The organism is Idiomarina sp. 017G (assembly GCF_004362265.1).
GTDB classification, from domain to species: domain Bacteria; phylum Pseudomonadota; class Gammaproteobacteria; order Enterobacterales; family Alteromonadaceae; genus Idiomarina; species Idiomarina loihiensis.
The window spans coordinates 511,176-533,650 of sequence record NZ_SNWT01000001.1 but is presented as its reverse complement, the minus strand read 5'-3'; the positions used below and the strand labels follow the sequence as shown (position 1 = coordinate 533,650).

At 45.8% G+C, this 22,475-nt stretch carries 23 protein-coding genes and 1 tRNA gene; 13 read left to right on the top strand and 11 right to left on the bottom strand.

What is annotated here, in order from left to right:
• Positions 1–106: 106 nt before the first annotated feature.
• The 5 genes from ald to infA all read left to right on the top strand — a co-directional run bounded on the left by ald (position 107) and on the right by infA (position 4,017).
• The gene (gene ald, locus DEU30_RS02635) at positions 107–1,234 is read left to right on the top strand and encodes an alanine dehydrogenase (RefSeq protein WP_011233922.1); all 1,128 of its coding nucleotides are present in this window, start codon (positions 107–109) and stop codon (positions 1,232–1,234) included.
• Between the two features lie 147 nt (positions 1,235–1,381).
• A complete protein-coding gene (trxB, locus tag DEU30_RS02630) occupies positions 1,382–2,341 on the top strand; it encodes a thioredoxin-disulfide reductase (RefSeq protein WP_114981348.1) in 960 nt (319 codons plus the stop codon).
• 9 nt (positions 2,342–2,350) lie between these two features.
• Positions 2,351–3,061, top strand: a complete 711-nt coding sequence (gene aat, locus DEU30_RS02625) for a leucyl/phenylalanyl-tRNA--protein transferase (RefSeq protein WP_114981350.1) — start codon at positions 2,351–2,353, stop codon at positions 3,059–3,061.
• Positions 3,061–3,789 (top strand): arginyltransferase, encoded by a 729-nt coding sequence (locus DEU30_RS02620; protein ID WP_114981352.1) that lies wholly within the window; start codon positions 3,061–3,063, stop codon positions 3,787–3,789. Before aat ends, DEU30_RS02620 begins: the two co-directional genes overlap by 1 nt.
• A 9-nt stretch (positions 3,790–3,798) precedes the next feature.
• Positions 3,799–4,017: a translation initiation factor IF-1 gene (gene infA / locus DEU30_RS02615; protein ID WP_008489926.1), complete on the top strand. Its 219-nt coding sequence runs from the start codon at positions 3,799–3,801 to the stop codon at positions 4,015–4,017.
• Positions 4,018–4,087: 70 nt separating this feature from the next.
• Here infA and clpA read toward each other — a convergent pair whose 3' ends face one another.
• Both clpA and clpS read right to left on the bottom strand, forming a co-directional pair.
• Positions 4,088–6,358, bottom strand: a complete 2,271-nt coding sequence (gene clpA / locus DEU30_RS02610; protein ID WP_114981354.1) for an ATP-dependent Clp protease ATP-binding subunit ClpA — start codon at positions 6,356–6,358, stop codon at positions 4,088–4,090.
• Between the two features lie 27 nt (positions 6,359–6,385).
• Positions 6,386–6,694 carry an ATP-dependent Clp protease adapter ClpS gene (clpS, locus tag DEU30_RS02605; RefSeq protein WP_011233927.1) on the bottom strand — a complete coding sequence of 103 codons (309 nt, stop codon included), beginning with the start codon at positions 6,692–6,694 and terminating at the stop codon, positions 6,386–6,388.
• Between the two features lie 217 nt (positions 6,695–6,911).
• Between clpS and cspD the strand changes: the two genes are divergently transcribed.
• The gene (cspD, locus tag DEU30_RS02600; RefSeq protein ID WP_011233928.1) at positions 6,912–7,127 is read left to right on the top strand and encodes a cold shock domain-containing protein CspD; all 216 of its coding nucleotides are present in this window, start codon (positions 6,912–6,914) and stop codon (positions 7,125–7,127) included.
• Positions 7,128–7,204: 77 nt separating this feature from the next.
• Here the strand turns inward: cspD and yejK are convergent, their stop codons facing one another.
• Positions 7,205–8,248, bottom strand: coding sequence for a nucleoid-associated protein YejK (gene yejK, locus DEU30_RS02595; RefSeq protein ID WP_011233929.1), 1,044 nt, complete (start codon positions 8,246–8,248; stop codon positions 7,205–7,207).
• 67 nt (positions 8,249–8,315) lie between these two features.
• Here yejK and DEU30_RS02590 point away from each other — a divergent pair, with 67 nt between their 5' ends.
• Together DEU30_RS02590 and DEU30_RS02585 are read left to right on the top strand one after the other, a co-directional pair.
• Positions 8,316–9,950 carry a DUF3413 domain-containing protein gene (locus DEU30_RS02590; RefSeq protein ID WP_114981356.1) on the top strand — a complete coding sequence of 545 codons (1,635 nt, stop codon included), beginning with the start codon at positions 8,316–8,318 and terminating at the stop codon, positions 9,948–9,950.
• Between the two features lie 86 nt (positions 9,951–10,036).
• Positions 10,037–10,113: transfer RNA gene (locus DEU30_RS02585), tRNA-Pro, on the top strand.
• 31 nt (positions 10,114–10,144) lie between these two features.
• On the opposite strand, the gene DEU30_RS02580 is transcribed toward DEU30_RS02585, so the two are convergent.
• From DEU30_RS02580 to DEU30_RS02570, 3 genes are all read right to left on the bottom strand, one after another.
• Complete coding sequence (locus DEU30_RS02580; protein WP_114981358.1) at positions 10,145–11,200, bottom strand: Fic family protein; 1,056 nt, start codon at positions 11,198–11,200, stop codon at positions 10,145–10,147.
• A gap of 68 nt (positions 11,201–11,268) precedes the next feature.
• A complete protein-coding gene (locus DEU30_RS02575) occupies positions 11,269–11,673 on the bottom strand; it encodes an HIT family protein (RefSeq protein WP_011233938.1) in 405 nt (134 codons plus the stop codon).
• A gap of 3 nt (positions 11,674–11,676) precedes the next feature.
• On the bottom strand, positions 11,677–12,177 hold the full coding sequence (locus tag DEU30_RS02570) for a YqiA/YcfP family alpha/beta fold hydrolase (protein WP_114981360.1): 501 nt from the start codon (positions 12,175–12,177) through the stop codon (positions 11,677–11,679).
• A 115-nt stretch (positions 12,178–12,292) separates the two neighbouring features.
• Between DEU30_RS02570 and DEU30_RS02565 the strand changes: the two genes are divergently transcribed.
• Positions 12,293–13,135 carry a TIGR02285 family protein gene (locus DEU30_RS02565; protein ID WP_114981362.1) on the top strand — a complete coding sequence of 281 codons (843 nt, stop codon included), beginning with the start codon at positions 12,293–12,295 and terminating at the stop codon, positions 13,133–13,135.
• Here DEU30_RS02565 and DEU30_RS02560 read toward each other — a convergent pair.
• From DEU30_RS02560 to asnA, 5 genes are all read right to left on the bottom strand, one after another.
• Positions 13,132–13,515, bottom strand: a complete 384-nt coding sequence (locus DEU30_RS02560; RefSeq protein WP_114981364.1) for a glutathione S-transferase N-terminal domain-containing protein — start codon at positions 13,513–13,515, stop codon at positions 13,132–13,134. The two genes, DEU30_RS02565 and DEU30_RS02560, sit on opposite strands and share 4 nt — an antisense overlap.
• 84 nt (positions 13,516–13,599) lie before the next feature.
• On the bottom strand, positions 13,600–14,583 hold the full coding sequence (locus DEU30_RS02555; RefSeq protein ID WP_114981366.1) for an LLM class flavin-dependent oxidoreductase: 984 nt from the start codon (positions 14,581–14,583) through the stop codon (positions 13,600–13,602).
• Between the two features lie 6 nt (positions 14,584–14,589).
• Positions 14,590–15,327: an SDR family oxidoreductase gene (locus DEU30_RS02550; RefSeq protein ID WP_114981368.1), complete on the bottom strand. Its 738-nt coding sequence runs from the start codon at positions 15,325–15,327 to the stop codon at positions 14,590–14,592.
• Between the two features lie 23 nt (positions 15,328–15,350).
• Positions 15,351–15,938: a TetR/AcrR family transcriptional regulator gene (locus DEU30_RS02545; RefSeq protein ID WP_110014008.1), complete on the bottom strand. Its 588-nt coding sequence runs from the start codon at positions 15,936–15,938 to the stop codon at positions 15,351–15,353.
• Between the two features lie 56 nt (positions 15,939–15,994).
• Positions 15,995–16,975: an aspartate--ammonia ligase gene (gene asnA / locus DEU30_RS02540; protein WP_114981370.1), complete on the bottom strand. Its 981-nt coding sequence runs from the start codon at positions 16,973–16,975 to the stop codon at positions 15,995–15,997.
• Positions 16,976–17,125: 150 nt separating this feature from the next.
• Here asnA and asnC point away from each other — a divergent pair, with 150 nt between their 5' ends.
• The 4 genes from asnC (at position 17,126) to DEU30_RS02520 (ending at position 22,351) form a co-directional block, all read left to right on the top strand.
• Positions 17,126–17,596, top strand: a complete 471-nt coding sequence (gene asnC / locus DEU30_RS02535) for a transcriptional regulator AsnC (protein ID WP_114981371.1) — start codon at positions 17,126–17,128, stop codon at positions 17,594–17,596.
• A complete protein-coding gene (gene selD / locus DEU30_RS02530) occupies positions 17,593–18,633 on the top strand; it encodes a selenide, water dikinase SelD (protein WP_114981372.1) in 1,041 nt (346 codons plus the stop codon). The genes asnC and selD overlap by 4 nt, the downstream gene beginning before the upstream one ends.
• Positions 18,634–19,638: a tRNA 2-selenouridine(34) synthase MnmH gene (mnmH, locus tag DEU30_RS02525; RefSeq protein ID WP_114981373.1), complete on the top strand. Its 1,005-nt coding sequence runs from the start codon at positions 18,634–18,636 to the stop codon at positions 19,636–19,638. It begins immediately after the preceding gene.
• Positions 19,639–19,732: 94 nt separating this feature from the next.
• A complete protein-coding gene (locus DEU30_RS02520) occupies positions 19,733–22,351 on the top strand; it encodes a M14 metallopeptidase family protein (RefSeq protein ID WP_114981374.1) in 2,619 nt (872 codons plus the stop codon).
• Positions 22,352–22,475: the final 124 nt, after the last annotated feature.

Here is a 22,475-nt window from a genome sequence, read left to right as displayed (position 1 = left end):
TCACACCAAAAAATAACTTAAAAAAAGTAAGTCATGCACTGTTATTTGCGTCTATAATTTGCGCCAAACAATTCCCCCTTAAACACGAAATTGTAAGAGGCAGATAATGTTAATTGGTGTACCAAAAGAGATTAAAAACCACGAATACCGTATCGGCTTAACTCCAGCAGCCGTGCGTGAATATGTGGAAAACGGCCATGACGTCATCATTGAAAATAACGGTGGTGCAGCAATAGGCTTCACAAACGAGCAATATATGGAAGCCGGTGCAACTATTATTGATACACCAGAAGAGATTTTTCAGCGCGCCGACATGATTGTTAAAGTAAAAGAGCCTCAGCCAAACGAATGCAAAATGCTTCGCGAAGGCCAAATTCTTTATACTTTCCTTCATTTAGCACCAGACCCAACTCAAACTGAGTTACTGGGTAAAGCGGGTTGTACTGCTATTGCTTACGAAACGGTCACTGATACTCGTAACGGTTTGCCTCTTTTAGCTCCTATGAGTGAAGTTGCCGGGCGTATGTCAATTCAGGCAGGCGCTCACTATTTAGAAAAGGCCCATGGTGGCAGCGGCACCTTATTAGGTGGTGTTCCTGGCGTAGCACCGGGTAAAGTACTTATCATTGGCGGCGGTGTTGTTGGTACTAACGCTGCGAAAATGGCTATTGGCCTGGGTGCTGAAGTCACTATTTTAGATCGTTCTCTGCCTCGCTTACGTGAACTGGACGATATTTTTGCCGGCCGTGTACAAACTGTTTACTCAACCGTTGATGCTATCGATAAATACTCTCGTGAAGCCGACTTAGTCGTTGGCGCGGTTCTTATTCCGGGCGCCGCCGCACCTAAACTGCTGACCCGCGAAAACATCAGCAATATGAAGCCAGGCTCAGTATTGGTTGACGTTGCAATTGATCAGGGCGGCTGCTTTGAAACATCAAAAGCAACCACGCATCAGGATCCTGTTTATATTATTGACGACGTTGTTCACTACTGTGTGGCAAACATGCCGGGCGGTGTTGCACGTACCTCTACTATTGCACTGAATAATGCAACCTTGCCTTATGGTATTGCGCTTGCAAATAAAGGCGTGCAAGCCATGCTCGAAAACGAGCACCTGTTACGTGGCCTGAATATGCACAAAGGTAAAATTACCTACAAAGCTATTCACGATGATCTTGGTCAGCAGCTAGGTCTGGATTATCAGGACCCACGCGAAGCGCTACAAGCGTAATTACCAGGTTGTTCTGAATAAGCCCGTGAACAAAAAGTTTGCGGGCTTTTTTATTGGCAGTTCTTGTTCGCTAAGCTTGTAAACCCTACAATCAACCCCCATAGCTAAAGAACGAACAATCAAAAACGAATTAATGGAGTTTTCCTAATGGCTGAAGCCAAACACTGCAAGTTACTTATTCTGGGATCAGGTCCTGCTGGCTATACAGCTGCAGTCTATGCTGCACGCGCTAATTTAAACCCTGTTATGGTAACGGGTATGCAACAAGGTGGGCAGTTAACCACCACGACCGATGTTGAGAACTGGCCGGGCGACGCCGAAGGTTTAACCGGGCCCGACCTTATGGTCCGCATGCAAAAGCACGCTGAGCGCTTTGATACCGAAATTGTGTTTGACCATATTAGCAGCGTCGACTTTTCCAAGCGCCCTTTTCAGTTAAAAGGTGACGTTGGTGAATACACCGCAGACTCAGTCATTATCAGCACTGGCGCCTCAGCTAAATACTTAGGCTTAGACTCAGAAGAAGCCTTTATGGGTAGAGGCGTTTCAGCTTGCGCAACATGTGACGGCTTTTTCTACAAAAAGCAAAAAGTCTGCGTTGTCGGCGGCGGTAATACTGCGGTTGAAGAAGCGTTGTATCTTTCAAACATTGCCAGCGAAGTGCATGTTATCCACCGTCGTGACACTTTCCGGGCAGAGAAAATTCTGGTCGACCGTCTGCATGAAAAAGAGCAGAACGGTAATATTACCTTCCACCTGAATAAAACCTTAGATGAAGTGCTGGGTGATGACGCCGGTGTTACTGGCGTTCGTATTCAAGATACTCAAACCGGTAGTACCGAAGAGCTGGAAGTTGCGGGCTGCTTTATTGCTATTGGGCACCAGCCTAACACCGGCATTTTTGACGGGCAGTTGGAGATGCAGGACGGTTACATTCAGGTGCAAAGCGGGCTTCAGGGCAATGCGACAGCAACCAGCGTTCCGGGCGTTTTTGCAGCCGGTGACGTAATGGACCACATTTACCGTCAGGCAATTACCTCTGCCGGTAGTGGCTGTATGGCCGCGTTAGATGCCGAGCGTTACTTAGACGCATTGACTAAGCCTTAATCTTTTAACGTGATTGTTCAGCTTGATCCAGCATCAATAAGCTTTCCACCCGCAGCGACAGCTTTGCATGAGCCCAATGGGCTACTCGCTGTCGGTGGAGACTTATCGCCGGGTCGGCTGATACACGCTTATCAGCAAGGTATATTTCCCTGGTTCTCAGAGAATGACCCCATTCTGTGGTGGTCCCCTAACCCCAGAGCCGTATTCTTCCCCGACCAAATCCATACCAGCCGCTCTTTGGCTAAAACCAACCGTAAACCAAACTGGCAAATGAGCATCAATTGTAACTTTGCCGAAGTGGTTCGCGCCTGCGCAGACGAGCGTGCCGACAAAGAAGGTACCTGGATAACGGAAGAAATGATTGAAGCTTATTGCAAGCTTCATCAGCTAGGTCACGCCCATTCGATCGAAATTTGGTTCGACAATGAACTTGCGGGCGGTTTATACGGTATTTCAGTAGGCCGTGCTTTTTGTGGAGAAAGTATGTTTCACTACAAAACTAACGCGTCAAAAATAGCCTTGTTACGTTTCGCTCAATATTTTAAAAAGCATGGCGGCCAACTAATTGATTGTCAGGTGGGTAATCCGCATTTATTTTCATTAGGTGCTGTTAATCTTCATAGGGAACGTTTTTTAATGAAGCTCAATATTGCGCAACAACAAAAGATGCCGGAGACTTTTTGGCAAGCTCGTGAGCTTTCTCATTCTGGAGAACTGTAGTGCAATTTGGTGTCACGAAAGAAAGCCAGTGTCACTATTTAACCGACCAAGAAGAGCGGCTTGTTGTTGCCTTGCCTAATGATTTAGAAAACCTTAATGCAGACGCGTATCAGCAACTAATGCAATACGGCTTCCGTCGCAGCCATAATGACGTTTACCGCCCTCACTGTCGGCTCTGTAGTGCCTGTCAGTCGCTGCGTGTGGTCGTGCCTGAATTTCGTTTTAGTAAAAATCAAAAACGAATTCTAAAAAAGAATGACGACTTAACGCTGCAGATTAAACAGCAGCCAGAAGCCGATTACAGTCAATTATTTTCTCAGTTTATTGAACAACGACACGCAGATGGGGAAATGTACCCACCCGACCCGGACAAGTTCTGGAACTGGATAGATTGCGACTGGTTAACTCCCGAATTATTAGAGTGGCGCAATGCCAGCAATGAGTTAATGATAGTTTCGGTAGTTGATCGCACTGCTGACGCAATGTCCGCGGTTTATACCTTTTTTCATCCCGATGAGGAAAAGCGTTCGCCTGGTACCTTCGCTGTATTAGAAATGATTCGATTGGCTCAGGAGCGAGAAGTTGCCAGACTCTATTTGGGTTACCAAATTGATGACTGCAAAAAGATGAATTATAAGACTCGATTTGCCCCATATGAACGACTGGTTGGCAATCATTGGAAAAAAGAGCTAAAATCGCACACACTTAAAGCTCAAAACAAAGATTAGAGGATTTTAATGGCGAAAGAAGACAGTATTGAGATGCAGGGAACGGTTCTTGACACCCTTCCTAACACTATGTTCCGAGTAGAATTGGAAAATGGTCACGTAGTTACTGCCCATATCTCAGGAAAAATGCGTAAGCACTATATCCGCATCCTGACCGGCGATACCGTGACTGTGCAGTTAACTCCTTACGACCTGACCAAAGGCCGCATCGTCTTCCGCGCACGTTAATCCGCACTGAGGATTAAAAAAAACCGGCTTCATTTAATGAGCCGGTTTTTTCATTTCTGTCGAAGATTTATTAACCTTCTACGGTTTCATTTTTGCTGTCGTAATCAAATTGCAGTCCGTCCGTGCCATCAGCAGTCACTTTCACGCTGCCGCCACTAGCCAGTTTCCCGAACAGAATTTCGTTGGCTAAGGTTTTCTTCAAGTGTTCCTGAATAACCCGACTCATTGGGCGCGCACCCATTTCCTTGTCATAGCCTTTTTCTGCAATCCAGGCATGAGCAGAAGGGTCAACCTCAAGCGAAACGCCTTTTTTATCTAACTGAGCCTGCAGTTCACAAATAAATTTATCGACAACCTGTTCCAGTACTTCCGGTGACAGATGGTTAAACCAGACAATACCATCCAGACGGTTACGAAACTCCGGTGTGAAAATATTATTAATTTCAGCCAGCGCATCGAAGCTGTGATCCTGCTGCTTAAAGCCAATAGACTTACGCACAGTTTCACGAACACCCGCGTTGGTTGTCATAACAATAATCACGTTACGGAAGTCAGCTTTACGGCCGTTATTGTCCGTTAAGGTGCCGTTATCCATCACTTGCAACAGAATGTTAAATACATCGCTGTGGGCTTTCTCCAGCTCATCTAACAGCAACACGCAATGTGGCTGCTTGATTACGGCGTCGGTCAATAAACCGCCCTGCTCGTATCCTACATAACCCGGAGGCGCACCAATTAGGCGACTGACCGCATGGCGCTCCATATATTCCGACATATCAAAGCGCACCAGATCAATGCCCATGGCTTTCGCCAGTTGCTGTGTTACCTCGGTTTTACCAACACCTGTTGGTCCGGCAAAAATAAACGAACCTATTGGCTGGTTATCGTTGGCAAGACCCGAACGCGACAACCGAATAGCACCAGTAAGTTTGTCGATGGCTTCATCCTGACCAAACACCACCATTTTCAAATTGCGATCCAACTGCTTCAGTAAGTCCTGGTCGGAGCGTGAAACAGATTGCTCCGGAATACGGGCTATCTTGGCGATAATGGTCTCAATATCAGAGACCCCCACGGTTTTGCGGCGCTTAGACGGCGGCAATAAACGCTGAGAAGCACCGGCTTCGTCCATTACATCAATGGCTTTATCGGGCAAATGGCGTTCATTAATGTATTTAGCAGAAAGCTCCGCTGCCGCTTTAATAGCCGGTTGCGTGTAACGAATACCATGATGGCTTTCGTAACGCTCTTTCAAGCCCATTAGAATCTTAGTGGTGTCTTCTACAGAAGGCTCAACCACATCCACTTTCTGGAAGCGACGAACCAATGCTCTGTCTTTTTCAAAAACATTTTTGAATTCATTATAAGTAGTGGAGCCAATGCACTTAAGCTGGCCACTTGAAAGCAACGGCTTAATCAAGTTAGAAGCATCTAAAACGCCTCCGCTGGCGGCGCCGGCTCCAATAATGGTATGAATTTCGTCAATGAACAGAATAGCGTGTTCTTTTTCCTGCAGCTCTTTTAAAAGCATTTTAAAGCGTTTTTCAAAGTCGCCACGATATTTAGTGCCCGCCAGCAGGTCGCCCATATCCAGTGAGTAGATGGTGGCATCCGCGAGTATCTCCGGTACTTCACCTTTAATAATGCGATAAGCCAGACCTTCTGCAATAGCAGTTTTACCCACACCGGCTTCGCCGACTAACAACGGGTTATTCTTACGACGGCGACAAAGAATTTGCGCACACCGTTCCAGCTCAAAATCGCGGCCAATTAGAGGGTCAATTTTGCCCTCCTTTGCCTGCACGTTAAGATTGGCACAAAAGCGCTTCAAATAGCTCTCTTGCTCTTCGCCACCCTTAACGGCCTCTTCTTCCGCCATTTCTTCGTCCATCGGCTCATCGTCATCGATACGAGAAATACCATGAGAAATGAAGTTAACAATATCCAGTCGGGTGATATCGTTTTTACTTAGCAGATAGACGGCTTGAGATTCCTGTTCGCTGAAAATGGCAACCAATACATTGGCACCCGTTACCTCAGCATTACCGGATGACTGAACATGGAACACCGCGCGCTGCAAAACTCGCTGAAAACCAAGCGTAGGTTGAGTATCCGGACTTTCTTCTTCCGGACCAAACAGCGGTGTACTGCGGTCAATATAACTTAACAGTTCTTCTTTCAATTGTTGAAAGTTTGCCCCACAAGCTCGAAGCGCTTCCGATGCATCTGGGTTATCCAGTAATGCAATTAGCAAGTGTTCAACTGTCATCAATTCATGATTACGTTCGCGCGCTAGCCGAAACGCATCGTTCAGCGTTAATTCAAGGGCTTTATTCAACATAGACCACTCCTTACCAGCCAACCCGGATCATTCTTGCTCCATGGTACACAATAATGGATGCTGATTTTCCCGAGCATACTGATTTACCTGTACTACTTTAGTTTCGGCGATTTCCGCAGAATATACACCGCAAACGGCCTTTCCTTTATAATGCACCTGTAACATGGTGTCCGTGGCGCGCTCCTGATCCATCTTAAAAAATCTCATCAATACTTCAATCACAAAATCCATAGGGGTGTAGTCATCATTATTTATAATGACTTTATACATGGATGGTGGCTTGAGCTCCTGCTTTTCCTCTGTATCGCTAAGGTGCTGGTGATCAAACTGACTCATTTATTAACAACCTGCCATAATAATAGTTTTAAATTTACCAGAAAACAGAAAAAAACAACCAAAATATTAACAATCTAGGTTACTTTTTAAACTTTAGGGCTTGACTAATCACTCACGTCACCTAGAGTTAAACATGGTGCTAAATCGGCGATTTTTCAAGCCACCGCACCTAATAATAATAAACTATCTATCTGTTGCAGAAGAAGGATGTAGAAGTATGGCTACCGGAAAAGTCAAATGGTTCAATAATTCGAAGGGCTTCGGCTTTATCGAAAGCGAGGACCGCGAAGGTGATATTTTCGCTCACTATTCAACCATTGAAATGGAAGGCTATCGCACACTTAAAGCGGGGCAACCCGTAGAGTTTGAACTCGAAGAAGGCCCCAAAGGCTTGCATGCCAACAACATTGTTCCCGGTGCTGCCGATAAATAACATCGGCTAAACCAAACAATTTAAGTACTTTCAAAACGCCGGCTTGTCCGGCGTTTTAATTTACTTAATCACTTCAACTAACTATCTATACCAAAATAACGCCGTAATTGATCACGTAAATTTGGCGGCGTACCATTAATTGTCAATGTATCTGTCGCCGCATCATAATGCACTCTCTCTCCCAGGGCGGTGTGATCAAAGCCAACGCTGACGCCTCCGCCTTGTCCCTGAAACTTAACTAACTTGCGTAATGTCGACTTATCTGCCGGAAAATCATCGACTAATTCACGAGAATTCTGTTCAGCAAAATCCTTTGAGAAACTCTCGAAGCTTTTTTCTACCGGGTACTGCTCTGCAAATTGCTCTGATAGATCTTTAATCTTTACTGTGTCGCCCTGCTTCCATTGGTCGTCACAATATTCATAAGCCGCTTTGTTCAAGGCTTGGCGTTGTTCCGTTTCCAGTTCGGACTGTTTCGCATATTCTTGAACGGAATCGACTAACTGTTGTGTGTGCGCTTTTGAGTTTAAACGCTCAGTGCATCCCAGAAAATCCAGAAAGAAGTCTGAAACCTTGCGGCCGGCACGTCCTTTAATAAAGGAAATGTACCGCTCACTTTCCGGAGATGTTTTCCACTCGGTTAAGTCAATACGAGCCGCCAATTGAACTTTTGTTATATCTAACTGCGACGAGCGGTCAACAGCCAGCTCGGGGTTTATTGTTACCCCTTCTTTAACGGGTAAGAAGCAGACCAATAAATACTCGGTGCTAATGTGCTGGTAGCGTGTGACTAACAAAAAGCCCGCTTCTAACAAATTATAGTTTTGCAGTTGTTCCAGCAATAGCTTGGCAGACTGCTGGCTGAACTCGACAAAGTCTAGTTGCCCGTCATACCAGGAGGTTAAATGCTCAGGAAAAGGACCGGGTTCCCCTTCTTCTTCGTCTTTAAGAAAACTCGCATAACCTTTTGCCGGTTTGCTGGTATACACATCCGTTAATTCAACTAACAAATCGTGCAACTGGTCATCTTCGGTTAATGCCGAAGGAGCCAGTCGAAGCCCGACTTGTCCGTCATTTTGATAAAACTGGTGAATAATGCTTTCTTCTATCCGCAATTGCATAACGGGGACTATCCTTGCTGTTTTGCTGTGTTACTATAATGCCATTGTAACACGGGACTGACGAACGATGGGAAAGTACCAACGTAGGGATAAAATTGCCCGATTAATAAGCTGGGGACATTGGTTTACCTTTGCCAATATCATCCTTTGCCTGTTTATTGGACTTTTGTATATTGAAGCGGCCCCGAAGCCTTCCACGGCTATCGGTAATCTCTACATGCTTGTCAGCTGGATAGGTCACTTTGCCTTCCTGCCTTTTATATTCTTCATTATTCTTATATTCCCGTTTTGCCTGGTTGTTCCCTACTCCAAAATATTACGAGGGTTTGCCGCCCTGATAGCCTCATTCGGCCTGATAGCACTTATCGCCGATGCGCTGTTCTTTCGTCAGTACGGTTATCATTTAAATACCTACTCTATGGCGCAAATGACCCGCGATGCAGAAGCGGTTTTCACAGGGGCAAGTTTCGTTATTATTTCCGGTGTTCTGTTAGGTTTCTTACTGACTGTCGGAATACAGCTGCTACTGGCTAACCTCGCCTGGAAACGTCTGGAAGATTTACAACAACGAAAAATCGGCGCTCCGGTTACAGCCATTTTCCTTTTATGCTTTTTCGTTAGCCACAGTATTCATGTTTGGGCTGACGCGGTGTTGTACGACCCTATTACCCAGCAAGACGATATGTTTCCGTTGTCCTATCCAACAACGGCTAAAACATTAATGGCTAAGCACGGAGTCATTGATGTCGAAAGCTATCAGGCCAGACAACAAATGCTGATGGCTACCGATAAAATAAAACTTAAGTATCCTCAGCACCCGCTTTTATGCTCTAAAATAGATTCTCAGCAATCAACAACTCTGATTCTATTCGAACGTAGCAGTAGCGAAATTCAAAAAGAACTGGAAACTCTGGCAGCCAAACATCAACTAGAGCGACCGGAGCTTAAACTACTGGCTCATCCGAACCGCGACGGTGGATTATTTCAGGTGCTTTATGGCTTGCCCGACTTTTATCAGGAGTCCATTGAGCGACAGCAGCTGAAACCCGCTTACCTTAAGCCGCTAAACGACTTTAATTTTGATGTGCGCTGGTATCACAGTGAAAACTGGAACGACTCTCTGAGTTTAAGTCAGTTTCATCCTGACTGGCAAAGCCAGGAGCTGACAGAGTTTAGCACTCATCCTCAAAACCAAATTAATGTCATTTTAATTGCTGAAGACGATATTTCTACTTTAGATAAAGTGCTTCAGCAAACCGGAGACCAACAACTGCTGCTCACGGCGTTGTCTCCTGCGCAAAGTGACGAGTTATTGGGTAACAAGCAGTTTGCGCTTGAAAACATGCAGGTTCCGCTATGGCAAAGAAATTACCAGTTGGCAGACCAACCTATAGCCGGACTTATGGATTTAGTTCCAACCATGCTGGAAGAGCGTATCTCCTGCGCTGGTTCTCATAAAAATTACACCAATGGGGAAAGCTTGCAGACATCTAAACGTCGCTGGCCACTGGTTGAAACCTACAGTCCTTATATTGTTATTTACGACCAGAAAGAGATTACGATTTTAGATAATAGTGGTCAGTTTAGCGTATACAGCAGCAGCGATTTTGAACTGAAAAAACAGGCCGAACCACCCGTTCCGGTGCTTATCGACGCCCTGAAAGATTTAAAACGCTTTAGCGAAACTGAAAACAAGGATTAATTGTCGAAAATAGCAGCAGTCGAGCATCGGAGAGCTTGTTGAGACTTGCTAATTCGGCTTAATCCAGTAACATAGCAGTCCTCGGTCGGCGTGTGGCGCAGCTTGGTAGCGCACTGTCATGGGGTGTCAGGGGTCGGAGGTTCAAATCCTCTCACGCCGACCAATTCTTCTTCTAGTGACACTCAATAAAACATTCACTGGTTCCATTCTGGTAAGCTAAGTTGCTCTCCCATTTCAGTTGCCACTCGCCAATAACCTCCTCTGGCAGAACCTTTTCGAATTAATACTCCTTGTTCTTTCAATTTAGAAATGTGTTTTTCTACCGCACGCGACGAAATATTCAACACTTCAGCGACTCTGGCGGCACTCCATTCGGGTTGCTCATTTAATAGCCTAAGTACCATGTTTCGTGTGCTCGTGCCCGAATATCGACCTTTACCCGAACCGTTATCCGAACCTAACAGCGAACTTTTTACCGAACTCAATGCCATTTCACTGGAAAAATCATGCGAAATATTCGCTTCTTCCAGCACCTCTGCTTTGTCTTTTTCTTCTTTTACTGTGGTTGAAATACTCTGTTGCAAACAATCCAGAATAAACTCAACCATAAGACCTCTGTCATTTTCACTAATTGAGCGTCGCAAGCAATCAAGATATTCGTCTTTATTGAATTTAAAGATTTGCTCAAAGCTTAACCAGGCAACTGCCGGATGCCATTTAGCTAAAATAAGGCTAAACCAGAGTCTTCCAACACAACCGTTGGCAACAGAAAACGGCTGAATAAATTCGAACTGCTGTAAGAAAATAGCCGCTTTAATTAAAGGGTGTTCGTTGCTTTCGTCTAACCAGGACAATAAACTTCTTACCGACTTGCCGGCCTGCCCCGCCGGAGCGGTCATATGAACCAGTTTGTTGTTGCGGTAAACGCCCATTCCCGTTGCGCGATAGCTTCCGGCACTGGGGGTTACTGCGGCGCAAATCATCTGGTGAGCGTTTTTAAGATCTGACTCCGAATGTAAATTCCACTCAGACAGCTTTTTATAGGCTTCATCTAGACGAATACCCTCCAGCGGTTGTGACTGCTCATCCAGGCCTACCGACGCATGAGCTTTAATTGGCAATTGTTGAGACTTAAAATCTTCTAAATTGCTTTTATCGGATTCAAGTAATGCTAACCAACGGCCAAAGTCGGTGCTTATTTGCGCCACTAAATTCACGCATTTACTGGTAATCAAATAATCTGCTGCCATTTGTTATTAGTAACCTCTGGGGGTTACTCTCCGTTATTTTGTTAACGCACACACTCAGTCTAAAACACTTACACTGTAATATCAGCGAATACCGATTGCAGCCTTGCCACTTCACTTTCTTCCAGCGGAAGCATAGGTTGTTTCCCCCAGACTGGAGCAGGCCAGGCAGCGTCAGTTTGAAACCGCGCTATATGATGAACATGCAACTGCGGAACCTGATTTCCTAAAGCAGCGACATTAAGTTTATCGGGTTGGTATTCAGCCTTTAGCCAGTGGCATAGAAATCGGCTTTCTTTTAACAACTGCAGTTGATCGTCTTCAGAAAGGTCTATGGCTTCGCGCACGTCTGCCACTTTAGGAACCAACAAAAACCACGGAAATTGCCTGTCATTCATGACTCTGACTTCGCATAGCGGCCAATCGGTTAAATGATAACTGTCTCTGGCTAATTCCGGAGCTAATGTATATTCCATAACCTACCCTTTTAATAACGTTTCAAGAAACCGTTTAAACAGTGCATTAGTTTGCGGCAGGCTGTCAATTAAACGGTGGTCATCATTCACCAGGTGTAACTCTGCCCTGGTTCTTTCCGCATAACGCCAACTGTTCTCAACAGGAACAATATCGTCGTTCCAGCCATGAACAATTTGAGTCTTACAAGCCGGTGTTAGTTCGTCAAAATTTGCCTGACCACCTAAGTAAAAGGCCGGAGCCATTAAGAACAGCCCCCGGCTCTTTGTTTTAGCTGCAGCGACCGTTGCCACGTAACCGCCCATGCTGGAACCGACCAGTAAGAAATTTTCCGTTAGTGCTTCAATATATGTTGTGAGTTTTTCCACGCGCTGATCAGGATCATCAATACCCTGATAATCGACACTGGTTACGCTAACCCCCAAAGCTTCAGCGGTTTTGGCTAAAACTTTAATTTTGGTGCCCCAGGGGCCACTCTCTTTTCCGTGATTAAAAATAACCAGCATTTAGCAATTACCTATATTTTGTGCTTAGATAAAACTATCAGATATAACAATTAAGTAACAATGTAAGCTTTTATCATGATAGTCAAAACGTTCATTATAAAGAAAGGCGGTTACTATGACCTTTAACAAGCAACTTGTTGCGCTGTACACCGCATTATCTATAGTGGCTCTGTTTAGCTCAAGCAGCCTTGCCGAGCATGAAGACATTATTTGGGGAGTAAACTCCTCCCCGCCGTTTCATATATTTGATGGTAAATACGAAGAACAAGGCTTTTGCGATGCTTTAGTCAGCAGCTTTCAGCGCCAGCTACCGGAACTGTCGCACAAGGTCAGAAAACTGCCCTCCCGCCGTATTACCATGCTTATGAAAAAGAACAAAAACCTCTGCTTTCCCTGCCTGATTAAAGGAGCAAGTTACAATTCCGAATTTAATTACACCGACATAACTCATCGGTACCAACCACACGGCATAATTACCCGTGCTGACACCGCGGCCAGAATCATTGGAAAATATGGCCAGCCAGTAAATTTTTCCAACCTGGTTCAGGACTCAAATTTACGCTTTGCGCAACCAGCTGAACGCCGTTATGGACGACTGCAGCCCCTGCTGGAAGAGCACCTTATCGACTCAGATAATTTCAGTTTTATCAGCGGCGACAATGCCCACATCAACTTGCTGACCATGATAGTCAACGAGCGTATTGATTACACTATCGATTATGAAATGATCATGACTTACTACAACGAAACTGAATTTAAAAACAGCGGACTGGTGTTTTTACCTATTAAAGAGTACGAGGGTGTGATTATCGAGGGTGCAGTGGGTTGTAGCAATAATGAATGGGGGCGTAAAGCTGTGCGGCACCTTAATGAAGTCATTAACGAGCTTAACGCTGATCCGGACTTTCAGCAAAGCCTGGATCAGTGGTTAGGAACTAGTCGCCCAATGTTTGATTAAGCAAAGCGCTGTTGTAAATACTGGTTAATGTCGTCGGACTCATACATCCACTGTACTTTATCGTCCTGCTCAATGCGCAAACACGGCACTTTAGCCCTGCCGCCGCCATCTAGCAGCTCTTGTCTGTGCTGCTCATTATTTTTCGCGTCTCTTAACTCTATATTCAAATTAAGACGGGCAATTTCCTTACGCACCTTGACGCAAAAAGGACAAGCGGCAAATTGATAAAGAGCCAAAGACTTGCAAGCTTCATCTACCTGTTGCTGAGCCTCATCACTGCGGCTCTGGCCTTTTGGTGTGGTCAACTTTTCAACTAGTAAAACAATAGGCGTTAAAATAAGCCGTAGAGTACGAAAAAAGTAACGAATGATAATTCTCATAAAAATACAACCAGACTGCCTGTTAAAGATGCCGCTATTCTAACGTGTTTAAGGTAAAGCGTCAGTCTTTTAGCTAAACGCTTTTCACTTTCCGTTTAAAGCTTCTGCAGCAATTTCTAACGACCTTAAACGAGCCTGATGATCAAAGGCATGGCAGGTAAGAATAACTTCATCTATACCGGTATCATCAATAAACTGATTAATATGCCGTTGAACTGAATCCTTAGTGCCAACCGCCGTATAGGTTAATGCATGATTCGCCCCGGCCAGTTCATGAGGCGCAGCAACCGTTCTTATGTCATCCACCGGTGCTTTCAAAGGCCCGGGTGTACCGCGACGCAACGCAATAAACTGTTGTTGCATTGAGCTCATCATTTTTCGCGCATCGGTTTCGCTGTCTGCCGCAAAAACGTTCATTGCCGCAGCAACATAAGGTTTACTGAGGTAACGCGACGGACGAAAGTTCTCGCGATACGCTTTTAATGCATGCTGCAAATAGTCTGGTGCAAAATGCGATGCAAAGGCATAAGGCAGACCTAAATGCGCTGCAAGCTGGGCGCCAAAAGTGCTTGAGCCGAGCAACCACACCGGAATTTTCTGTCCAAAGCCGGGCACAGCTTTAATGGCATCACTTTCCTGTGCTTCTTCCAGGTAACCTAAAAGCTCCTGAACATCGTTAGGAAACTGCTCGGCGTCGTCGGGTTTACGTCTCAATGCCCGTAGGGTTCGGCCGTCTGTTCCCGGCGCTCGACCCAAACCAATATCAATACGTCCGGGGTACAGGGCATCCAACGTACCAAACTGCTCAGCCACCACAAAAGGCGCATGGTTAGGCAACATGACACCACCTGAACCTACCCGAATTTTATCGGTTTTGCCGGCAACATAACTTAAGGCAACAGCGGTTGCGGCCGAGGCAATTCCGGTCATATTGTGGTGCTCAGCCATCCAGAAGCGGTGGTAACCCCACCGCTCTGCATGCTGGGCTAAATCAGCAGAATTATGCAATGATTCAGCCACAGACCCACCTTCGGTAATAGGTGCTAAATCAAGAACTGAATATTTCATAACAAATTACAGCTCTTGCTTGGTTGGGCGAATGATCATTTCATTCACGTCAACTTGCTGAGGTTGCTCAATCACAAACGTAATGGCACGGGCAATAGCCGCAGAATCAATAGCGTCTGAATACAAACTGTCAGCCATTTCTTTCGCGTCTTTGTCACTAATGTGGTCAGTCAGTTCTGTTGCTACAGCGCCCGGTGAAATATTGGTTGCGCGAATTTCACCATTAGATTCCTGACGAATGCCTTCAGAAATGGCTTTTACCGCAAACTTAGTTGCGCAATACACCGTTCCGCCGGCAAAGACTTTCTGACCTGCAACTGATGACAGGTTGATGATATGACCGACATGCTGTTCACGCATAACCGGTAATACAGCAGCTACACCATACAAAACACCTTTAATGTTCACATCAATCATGGTGTCCCATTCGTCCACTTTCAGCGCGTCGAGCGGGGCCAGTGGCATGAGTCCGGCGTTATTAATTAAGACATCAATACGACCAAATTCAGCTTTAGTGTCGTCAGCCAGTTTTTGAACTGCGGCTTTGTCGGTTACATCAACCACACGGTAAGCTGCCTGGCCACCGTCTTTCTTAATTGACTCAGTCAATTCTTTTAGGCGATCTTCGCGACGCGCCGCTAACATCAGTTTTGCGCCTTTTGCTGCAAGCATACGAGCGGTCTCTTCTCCTAAACCACTGCTTGCACCTGTAATAATCACAACTTTATCTTGTACTTCTGACATAGCTTTACCTCCGGTTAGTGCTATTAGTCAACTGCCCCTAACTGCTTTAATATCATCTCTTCAAAACGCAGTAGCGGCAGCATAGAACGCTGAACTTTGGCTCGCAGTAATGCCCCCTGCCAACCAGAAAGAATGAAGGCTCCCATCTGTTCGGTGTCAATGCACTGCTGAATTTGCTGTGCGTCCTGTGCAGCTTTTAAACACCGGGCAATACGCTGCTCCCAGTCAGAAAAAATGTCATCTAACCGTTCGCGAAATAAGTCACTCTGAGATGCCATTTCCTGACCCAGGTTGCCTATCAGACAGCCTTTGGAGAAATCACACGACTTTAAGTCCTCTACCGAGCGACGCAAATAGCTGCGCAAACGATCAACCGGCTCCAACGTCTCGTTAGCCAGAGTTTCGTCCATGCGTGCTTCATAATCCTCGGCGTAGGTTTCGATAACAGCCAGGCCAAAATCATTCTTACTTTTGAAGTAATGATAAAAGGAGCCCTTGGGCACCTGCGCCTCGCTCAGAATTTTATTCAAACCGGTGCTGCCGAACCCATGTATGGATATCAGGTCAGCACCGATTGTTATGATGTTTTGTCGTGTGTCATTCTTAGTCATGCGGTCTATATTAGACCAGTCGTCTAGAAACTTCAAGATCAGTCTGTTAATTGCAACTATAGGGCTTCAGCAATGGGTTCCGGCCAGACACCGCACTGAACTTTAGCAATGTGGTCACTTTGTAAAATTTGCATAACCACCCGTGACTGACCTATTCCCCCTCCAATAGTTAAAGGCAATTCACCCGCTAACAAGGACTGATGCCAGGGTAGCTTGAGCTTTTCCTCCTGTTGGCTAATAGCCAACTGACGCTTTAATGCCTGCTGGTCAACACGTATCCCCATAGAAGAAAGTTCCAGCGCGTCATCTAATACCGGATGCCAGACAAGAATATCGCCGTTTAAGCCCGTACTGCCCTGCTCGTTAACCGAACTCCAGTCATCGTAGTCCGGCGCTCTTACGTCATGTGCATGACCATGACTCAGCTCCCCGCCAATACCGACCAAAAATACTGCGCCATGTTGTTTAACCACTTTGCGCTCACGTTGTTTTGCAGTAAGGTCTGGATAGGCAGTAATTAAATCCTCTGCATGCACAACCTGTATTTTCTCCGGTAAGGTTCCGGTTCCACCGTGTTGTTCAATATATTGCTGCTCCGTTTGACGCAAAGCAGCGTAAATACGCTCGACGGTCTGGATCAGAAACGCCAGCGAACGCTGCTCTTCAGTAATGACTTTTTCCCAGTCCCACTGGTCAACGTAAACAGAATGTACGGAACTCAAAGCTTCTTCGTCAGGCCGCAAGGCTTTCATCTGGGTAACTATGCCCTCACCTGCACCAAAGCCGTAACGGCCAAGGGTAAAGCGCTTCCACTTAGCCAATGAATGAACTACTTCATAATCTTTGTCGGGCACGGCTTTTACTTTAACTGCAACCGCCTTTTCCCAGCCCGACAAATCATCCTGAACACCACTGCCCAATTCACTTAGTAGTGGCGACTGCACTTCAATAAGCCCAAGCTGAAGCTGCAACTGCTGAGTAAAGCAGGCTTTTACGAATTGAATTTTCTGTTGCTGTAACATGTATTGTGACTTCATAAATACTCCGAACCGTTAATAAAAGAATAAAAACACAATTCAATTAATACCTTTCAGGATTATTTATTCAATAACGTTTAATAAAAATAGCTTTACTTATTGTTTTTCGTTAATTTATACCTAAATTAATTAACGAAGCTTTAATAAAACATGAAAAAATCACCTGAAAATTATCAAATCGATGATCTGGACCGTTCCATACTCAAAACCCTGATGGAAGACGCACGGATTCCTTATGCTGAACTGGCTAAACGCTATAAAGTGAGCCCGGCCACTATTCACGTGCGGGTTGAAAAAATGAAGCGCGCGGGAATTATTGAGGGCACGCGTTTACAGGTTAACGCCAAACGCTTAGGCTACGATGTCTGTTGTTTCATTGGCATTACCTTGAAAAGCGCGGGTGACTACCCGGCCGCAATTGAAAAACTGGAAAAGCTCGAGGAAGTTATTGAGGCGTACTACACCACCGGTCAGTACAATGTCTTTATTAAAATTATGACACCTTCAATAAACGAGCTACAACACACGCTAATCAACCGAATTCAGGCTATTGATGAAATACAGTCGACAGAAACGCTCATTTCACTACAGCAGCCAATTAACAGGGACATACAGCCATGAGTCAGGACGTTAAACTAACAGAATACAGTCACGGCGCCGGTTGTGGCTGCAAAATATCGCCGCAGGTTCTATCAAGCATTTTGCAAAGCAAACTGGATATAACACCCGATCCTAAACTGCTGGTGGGTAACAGCACCCGGGACGACGCTGCAGCCTATGATTTAGGCAATGGTAAGGTTGTATTAAGTACCACTGACTTCTTTATGCCAATTTGCGACGACCCCTTCGACTTTGGCCGCATAGCTGCAACAAACGCTATTAGTGATATTTACGCTATGGGCGGTCAGCCTTTAATGGCTATCGCTATTTTCGGCTGGCCAATCAACAAACTACCAGCGGAAGTGGCGCAGCAAGTTATTGATGGAGGGCGACAGGCCTGTGCTGACGCGGGCATTATGCTTGCCGGCGGACACAGTATTGATGCGCCAGAACCTATATTTGGGTTGGCGGTAACAGGTCAGGTAGAAAAACAAAAACTCAAACAAAACGATACCGCCCGGGAAGGCGATGTATTAATGCTAACCAAACCTTTAGGGGTTGGTATTTTAACTACGGCACAAAAACAGAAAAAACTGTTGCCTGAGCATAGTGGCATTGCAATTGAAACTATGTGTCAGCTGAATCGAATTGGCAACGTCTTTGCAGATATTAAAGGCATTAACGCCATGACAGACGTGACCGGATTCGGTTTAGCCGGACACTTGATTGAAATGGCTGAAGGTGCCGACCTTTATGCAAAAATACAGTTCGACAAAATCCCGACCCTGCCCCACGTACATGATTACCTCAATCAGGGCTGTGTTCCCGGAGGTAGCTTGCGCAACTTTGAGAGCTACGGCCAGCATATTAGCCCGGTACCGGAGCAACAGCGTAACCTTTTATGTGACCCACAAACCTCCGGCGGCTTACTCATTAGTGTGGCAAAAGAAGACGTTGAAGCCGTTTATCAAACCTGTCGCGAGCATAATCAGTCAATACAGATTATTGGTGAGCTCTATACGGCAGAAACACAAACATACCGAGTGGTTGTTGAGTAAATGTCTGGTAAATGGATAACCCACTCACAATTTGACGAACTCTTTATTAACGATACACCTTTGCTGGATTTAAGAGCCCCGGCGGAATTTAAAAAAGGCGCTTTTTGTACCGCGGTGAATCAACCTCTAATGACAGATAACGAGCGCGCAAAAGTGGGGACTTGTTATAAACAGCACGGTCAGGATGCCGCTATTGCGCTGGGACACGAGCTGGTCTGCGGAGAAACAAAGCAGCAAAGAGTTAGCACCTGGAAAAGTTTTTTCAATACACATCCGGATGGTGTGATTTATTGTTTCCGGGGCGGTTTACGATCACTAATAGTACAACAGTGGTTAAATGATGAAGGCATTGCCCGACCTCGTATTGAGGGAGGTTATAAAGCACTCAGACAACACCTGATTCAGCGCACGCAAGAGCTTGTCTCCGAGTTTAACTGGATTGTCGTAAGCGGTCGCACCGGCTGCCAGAAAACCGAGTTTATTAAGAATCAGCCGAATTCAATTGACTTAGAAGGCTTCGCCCACCATAGAGGGTCAGCATTCGGCCGTTACCCTGAGCCTCAACCCACCCAGATTGACTTTGAAAACCAATTAGCCGTTAAACTGATAAAACTTAAGGCTCATGGCGCGACCAGCCTATTTATAGAGGACGAAGGCAGCCATATTGGCTCAGTTTCCGTTCCTGAATGCCTTCGCCATGCAACTCAAAAAGCTGAGCGGTACCCTATTGAAGCCAGTATAGAGCATCGTGTGGAAGTCATTTATCAGGAATATGTTGTAGCCGCCCAGGATCTTTACCCGTCACGTGAGCAGTTTGAGAGTTATCTGCTCGACAGTCTAGCCCGAACCCGCAAGCGACTAGGCGACCTCCGCTTTCGCCAACTGTTCGGCATATTGCAGCAGGCTTTAAGCCAAGACAGTGCAGAGCTGCATAAACAGTGGATAGAAGGCTTACTGGTTGACTACTACGACCCCATGTATGACTACCAAATGAAAAAGCGATAAGCATCGCTAAAAATCTGCGACCCGCCGAAAACAACAGTCAATGCGTTACGCTTTTGTTATGGTATTGGCATAATAACACCAAGGGGATCTATCTATGTTGAAACGAATGTTAAGCCGTGTCACCGCGGCCGCATTGGTCATCGTTGCCCTGCCTTCTATGGCAGCAACAAAAGACCTTTCTTACTACCTGCCACAGGATGTCAGTTACAACCCGGAAATTACCAAACCCAAAGATGTGCTGGGTTATCAGGTTGGTGAATGGCATGCCCGCCCCGAGCAAATAGTAAAGTATATGGAAGTTCTGGCTGAAGAGTCAGATCGTATTACGCTGGAAGTAACCGGTCGCACGCATGAGCAGCGTCCTTTGCTACTTCTTACCGTCACTTCAGAAGACAACCACCGCAATATTGATGACGTTCGTGAGCGTCACCTGGCAGCGGCAGACCCTAACCGTGACGCCGACCCGGACAATACGCCGGTAGTCATGTACATGGGCTATAGTATTCACGGAGACGAATCGAGCGGCAGTAATGCAGCAATACTTTTTGCTTATTACCTTGCCGCCGCTGAAGGCGAAGCCGTGGATGAGCTTTTGAATGATTCAGTTATTCTGCTTGATCCCGCGTTTAACCCGGACGGTCTTGCTCGCTTCGCACAATGGGCAAACCAACACCGGAGTCAGAACCTTGTTGCCGACCCTCAACACCGGGAGCATGTGCAGCCGTTCACCCGTGGTCGGGTTAACCACTATTGGTTCGATATGAACCGCGACTGGCTGTTACTGCAACACCCTGAATCGCGCGCGCGTATCGCTAACTTTCAGAAATGGAAGCCAAACGTACTGACCGATTACCACGAAATGGGAACCAACAGCACGTATTTCTTCCAGCCGGGTATTCCGTCTCGTAAAAACCCATTAACGCCAGATGAAAACGTGCGCTTAACCGAAATTTTGGCAGCTGAACACGCTGACTCGCTGGATGATATTGGCAGCCTGTATTACACCGAAGAATCATTTGATGACTTTTATTATGGCAAAGGCTCAACGTATCCGGATATTCAGGGCGCTGTCGGCATACTATTCGAACAAGCATCCAGTCGCGGACACTTGCAGGACTCGGTTAATGGTGAGGTCAGCTTTCCGTTCACTATTCGTAACCAGTTTGTCGCCTCACTCAGTACCATTTACGGCACACACAAAAACAAAAGTCGTTTTATTGAGTTTCAGGAGCGCGCTTACGACGAAGGTATGGAAGCAGCCAAAAAAGCCAAGTTTGAAGGTTATATAATTGGTGACTCAAGCGACCCGTCGCGTGTAGAAGGCTTACTGGAAATATTTAAACAGCACGGTATTAAAGCTTACCGCGTAGAAAAAGATATAGAGCAGAACGGTACTCAGTTTAAAGCCGGAAGCAGTTATTACATCCCTCTGGCTCAGGCTCAGTACGGCTTAATTCAGGGAATATTCAGTACGCGCAAGAACTTCCCGAACAATACCTTCTACGATGTTTCTGGCTGGACTTTACCATTAGCCTTTAACGTGCCATTTGAGACTCATCGTGGTCGTATTCAAATAGCGGATAACGCCTGGGATGCGCCAAAACGCAAAACATCGGCTCTCACTGATGCCTACGCTTACGCATTTAACTGGAACGATTACCATGCTCCGGGCTTATTACAGGAATTACTAGAGCAGAACATTCACGCTCGTCAGACCACCAAGCCCTTCACTGTAGAAGGTGAAAAAGGCCGTCAGGAATTTTCAGCAGGCTCTATTGTTGTACCTAAAGCCTATCAGCAGCGGGAATGGCGCGATGTACAACGCCGTCTGGCTACCGCAGCAAAAGAAAAAGGTATTCAGGTAACCTCTATCGAGACCGGATTGACACCTGAAGGTGTTGACCTGGGTAGCCGCAATATTCAACCGGTAGAAAAGCCCAGCGTAATGATGCTGACCGGCGAGGGGGTTAACCTTTACGAAGCTGGGGAAACTTGGTACTACCTTGACCGTCATGTGGGTATTCCCTTGTCGATGGTTGATACTGAACGTCTGCCCAGCGCTGACTTAACCCGTTATAGCCATATTATTATGGTGGACGGACATTACAGCAATTTAGATAAACAACTGCGTAAAAAAATCCAAAACTGGGTAAGCCAGGGTGGAACAATAATTGGTCAGCGTGGTGGTGCTGAATGGTTAGCAGAAAATGGTCTTCTGCAAACTCGCTTTATTGATGATGCCGTCTTCCAGAGCGCTTTTACTAAAAAGCAGCTAAGTTACGAAGAGCGCGACGACTTCTACGCTGAACAGCGAATTGCCGGAGCGATATTCTCAATGGATGTCGATACTTCTCACCCATTATTCTTTGGCTTCCCGCGTGACCAAATGCCAGTATTCAAGAATTCGGCTGCCGCCATGGAAGAACCCGAGTCGCCTTTCGTTTCAGTCGCTCGCTATTCGGAGCAGCCTTTAATGAGTGGTTACACTGATGAGCGCAATCGCGAAATACTAAAAGGTAAAACCAATATTGCCGCCCATCGTTTAGGCAACGGTCAGGTAATTGGTTTTGCCGACAACATTAATTTCCGCGCCTATTTTTGGGGAACCGCTAAATTACTCAGTAATGCTATTTATTTAGCTCCCCGTATTCAGGTTTATGCGAAAAAACTGGACGATAAAGCGGCAGCTGATGCCGCCGCAGAAGCCCATTAATTAATTAGCTTTTGAGAAATAAAAACCGTTAGGACTTCCCGTCTTAGCGGTTTTTTTACACTTGGATATATTGGTTATTTTTCAAATCATGGTCTACCTTACTAATTGAATCTTCTAAATTAAT

Coding starts and splice junctions, on each gene's coding strand:
- asnC (WP_114981371.1), top strand. CDS start 17,126: ATGAAAAAATCACCTGAAAATTATCAAATCGATGATCTGGACCGTTCC.
- clpS (WP_011233927.1), bottom strand. CDS start 6,694: ATGAGTCAGTTTGATCACCAGCACCTTAGCGATACAGAGGAAAAGCAG.
- infA (WP_008489926.1), top strand. CDS start 3,799: ATGGCGAAAGAAGACAGTATTGAGATGCAGGGAACGGTTCTTGACACC.
- DEU30_RS02545 (WP_110014008.1), bottom strand. CDS start 15,938: ATGACTAAGAATGACACACGACAAAACATCATAACAATCGGTGCTGAC.
- DEU30_RS02560 (WP_114981364.1), bottom strand. CDS start 13,515: ATGAGAATTATCATTCGTTACTTTTTTCGTACTCTACGGCTTATTTTA.
- DEU30_RS02565 (WP_114981362.1), top strand. CDS start 12,293: ATGACCTTTAACAAGCAACTTGTTGCGCTGTACACCGCATTATCTATA.
- DEU30_RS02520 (WP_114981374.1), top strand. CDS start 19,733: ATGTTGAAACGAATGTTAAGCCGTGTCACCGCGGCCGCATTGGTCATC.
- ald (WP_011233922.1), top strand. CDS start 107: ATGTTAATTGGTGTACCAAAAGAGATTAAAAACCACGAATACCGTATC.
- selD (WP_114981372.1), top strand. CDS start 17,593: ATGAGTCAGGACGTTAAACTAACAGAATACAGTCACGGCGCCGGTTGT.
- DEU30_RS02580 (WP_114981358.1), bottom strand. CDS start 11,200: ATGGCAGCAGATTATTTGATTACCAGTAAATGCGTGAATTTAGTGGCG.
- clpA (WP_114981354.1), bottom strand. CDS start 6,358: ATGTTGAATAAAGCCCTTGAATTAACGCTGAACGATGCGTTTCGGCTA.
- DEU30_RS02590 (WP_114981356.1), top strand. CDS start 8,316: ATGGGAAAGTACCAACGTAGGGATAAAATTGCCCGATTAATAAGCTGG.
- mnmH (WP_114981373.1), top strand. CDS start 18,634: ATGTCTGGTAAATGGATAACCCACTCACAATTTGACGAACTCTTTATT.
- cspD (WP_011233928.1), top strand. CDS start 6,912: ATGGCTACCGGAAAAGTCAAATGGTTCAATAATTCGAAGGGCTTCGGC.
- asnA (WP_114981370.1), bottom strand. CDS start 16,975: ATGAAGTCACAATACATGTTACAGCAACAGAAAATTCAATTCGTAAAA.
- yejK (WP_011233929.1), bottom strand. CDS start 8,248: ATGCAATTGCGGATAGAAGAAAGCATTATTCACCAGTTTTATCAAAAT.
- DEU30_RS02555 (WP_114981366.1), bottom strand. CDS start 14,583: ATGAAATATTCAGTTCTTGATTTAGCACCTATTACCGAAGGTGGGTCT.
- trxB (WP_114981348.1), top strand. CDS start 1,382: ATGGCTGAAGCCAAACACTGCAAGTTACTTATTCTGGGATCAGGTCCT.
- DEU30_RS02570 (WP_114981360.1), bottom strand. CDS start 12,177: ATGCTGGTTATTTTTAATCACGGAAAAGAGAGTGGCCCCTGGGGCACC.
- DEU30_RS02550 (WP_114981368.1), bottom strand. CDS start 15,327: ATGTCAGAAGTACAAGATAAAGTTGTGATTATTACAGGTGCAAGCAGT.
- DEU30_RS02575 (WP_011233938.1), bottom strand. CDS start 11,673: ATGGAATATACATTAGCTCCGGAATTAGCCAGAGACAGTTATCATTTA.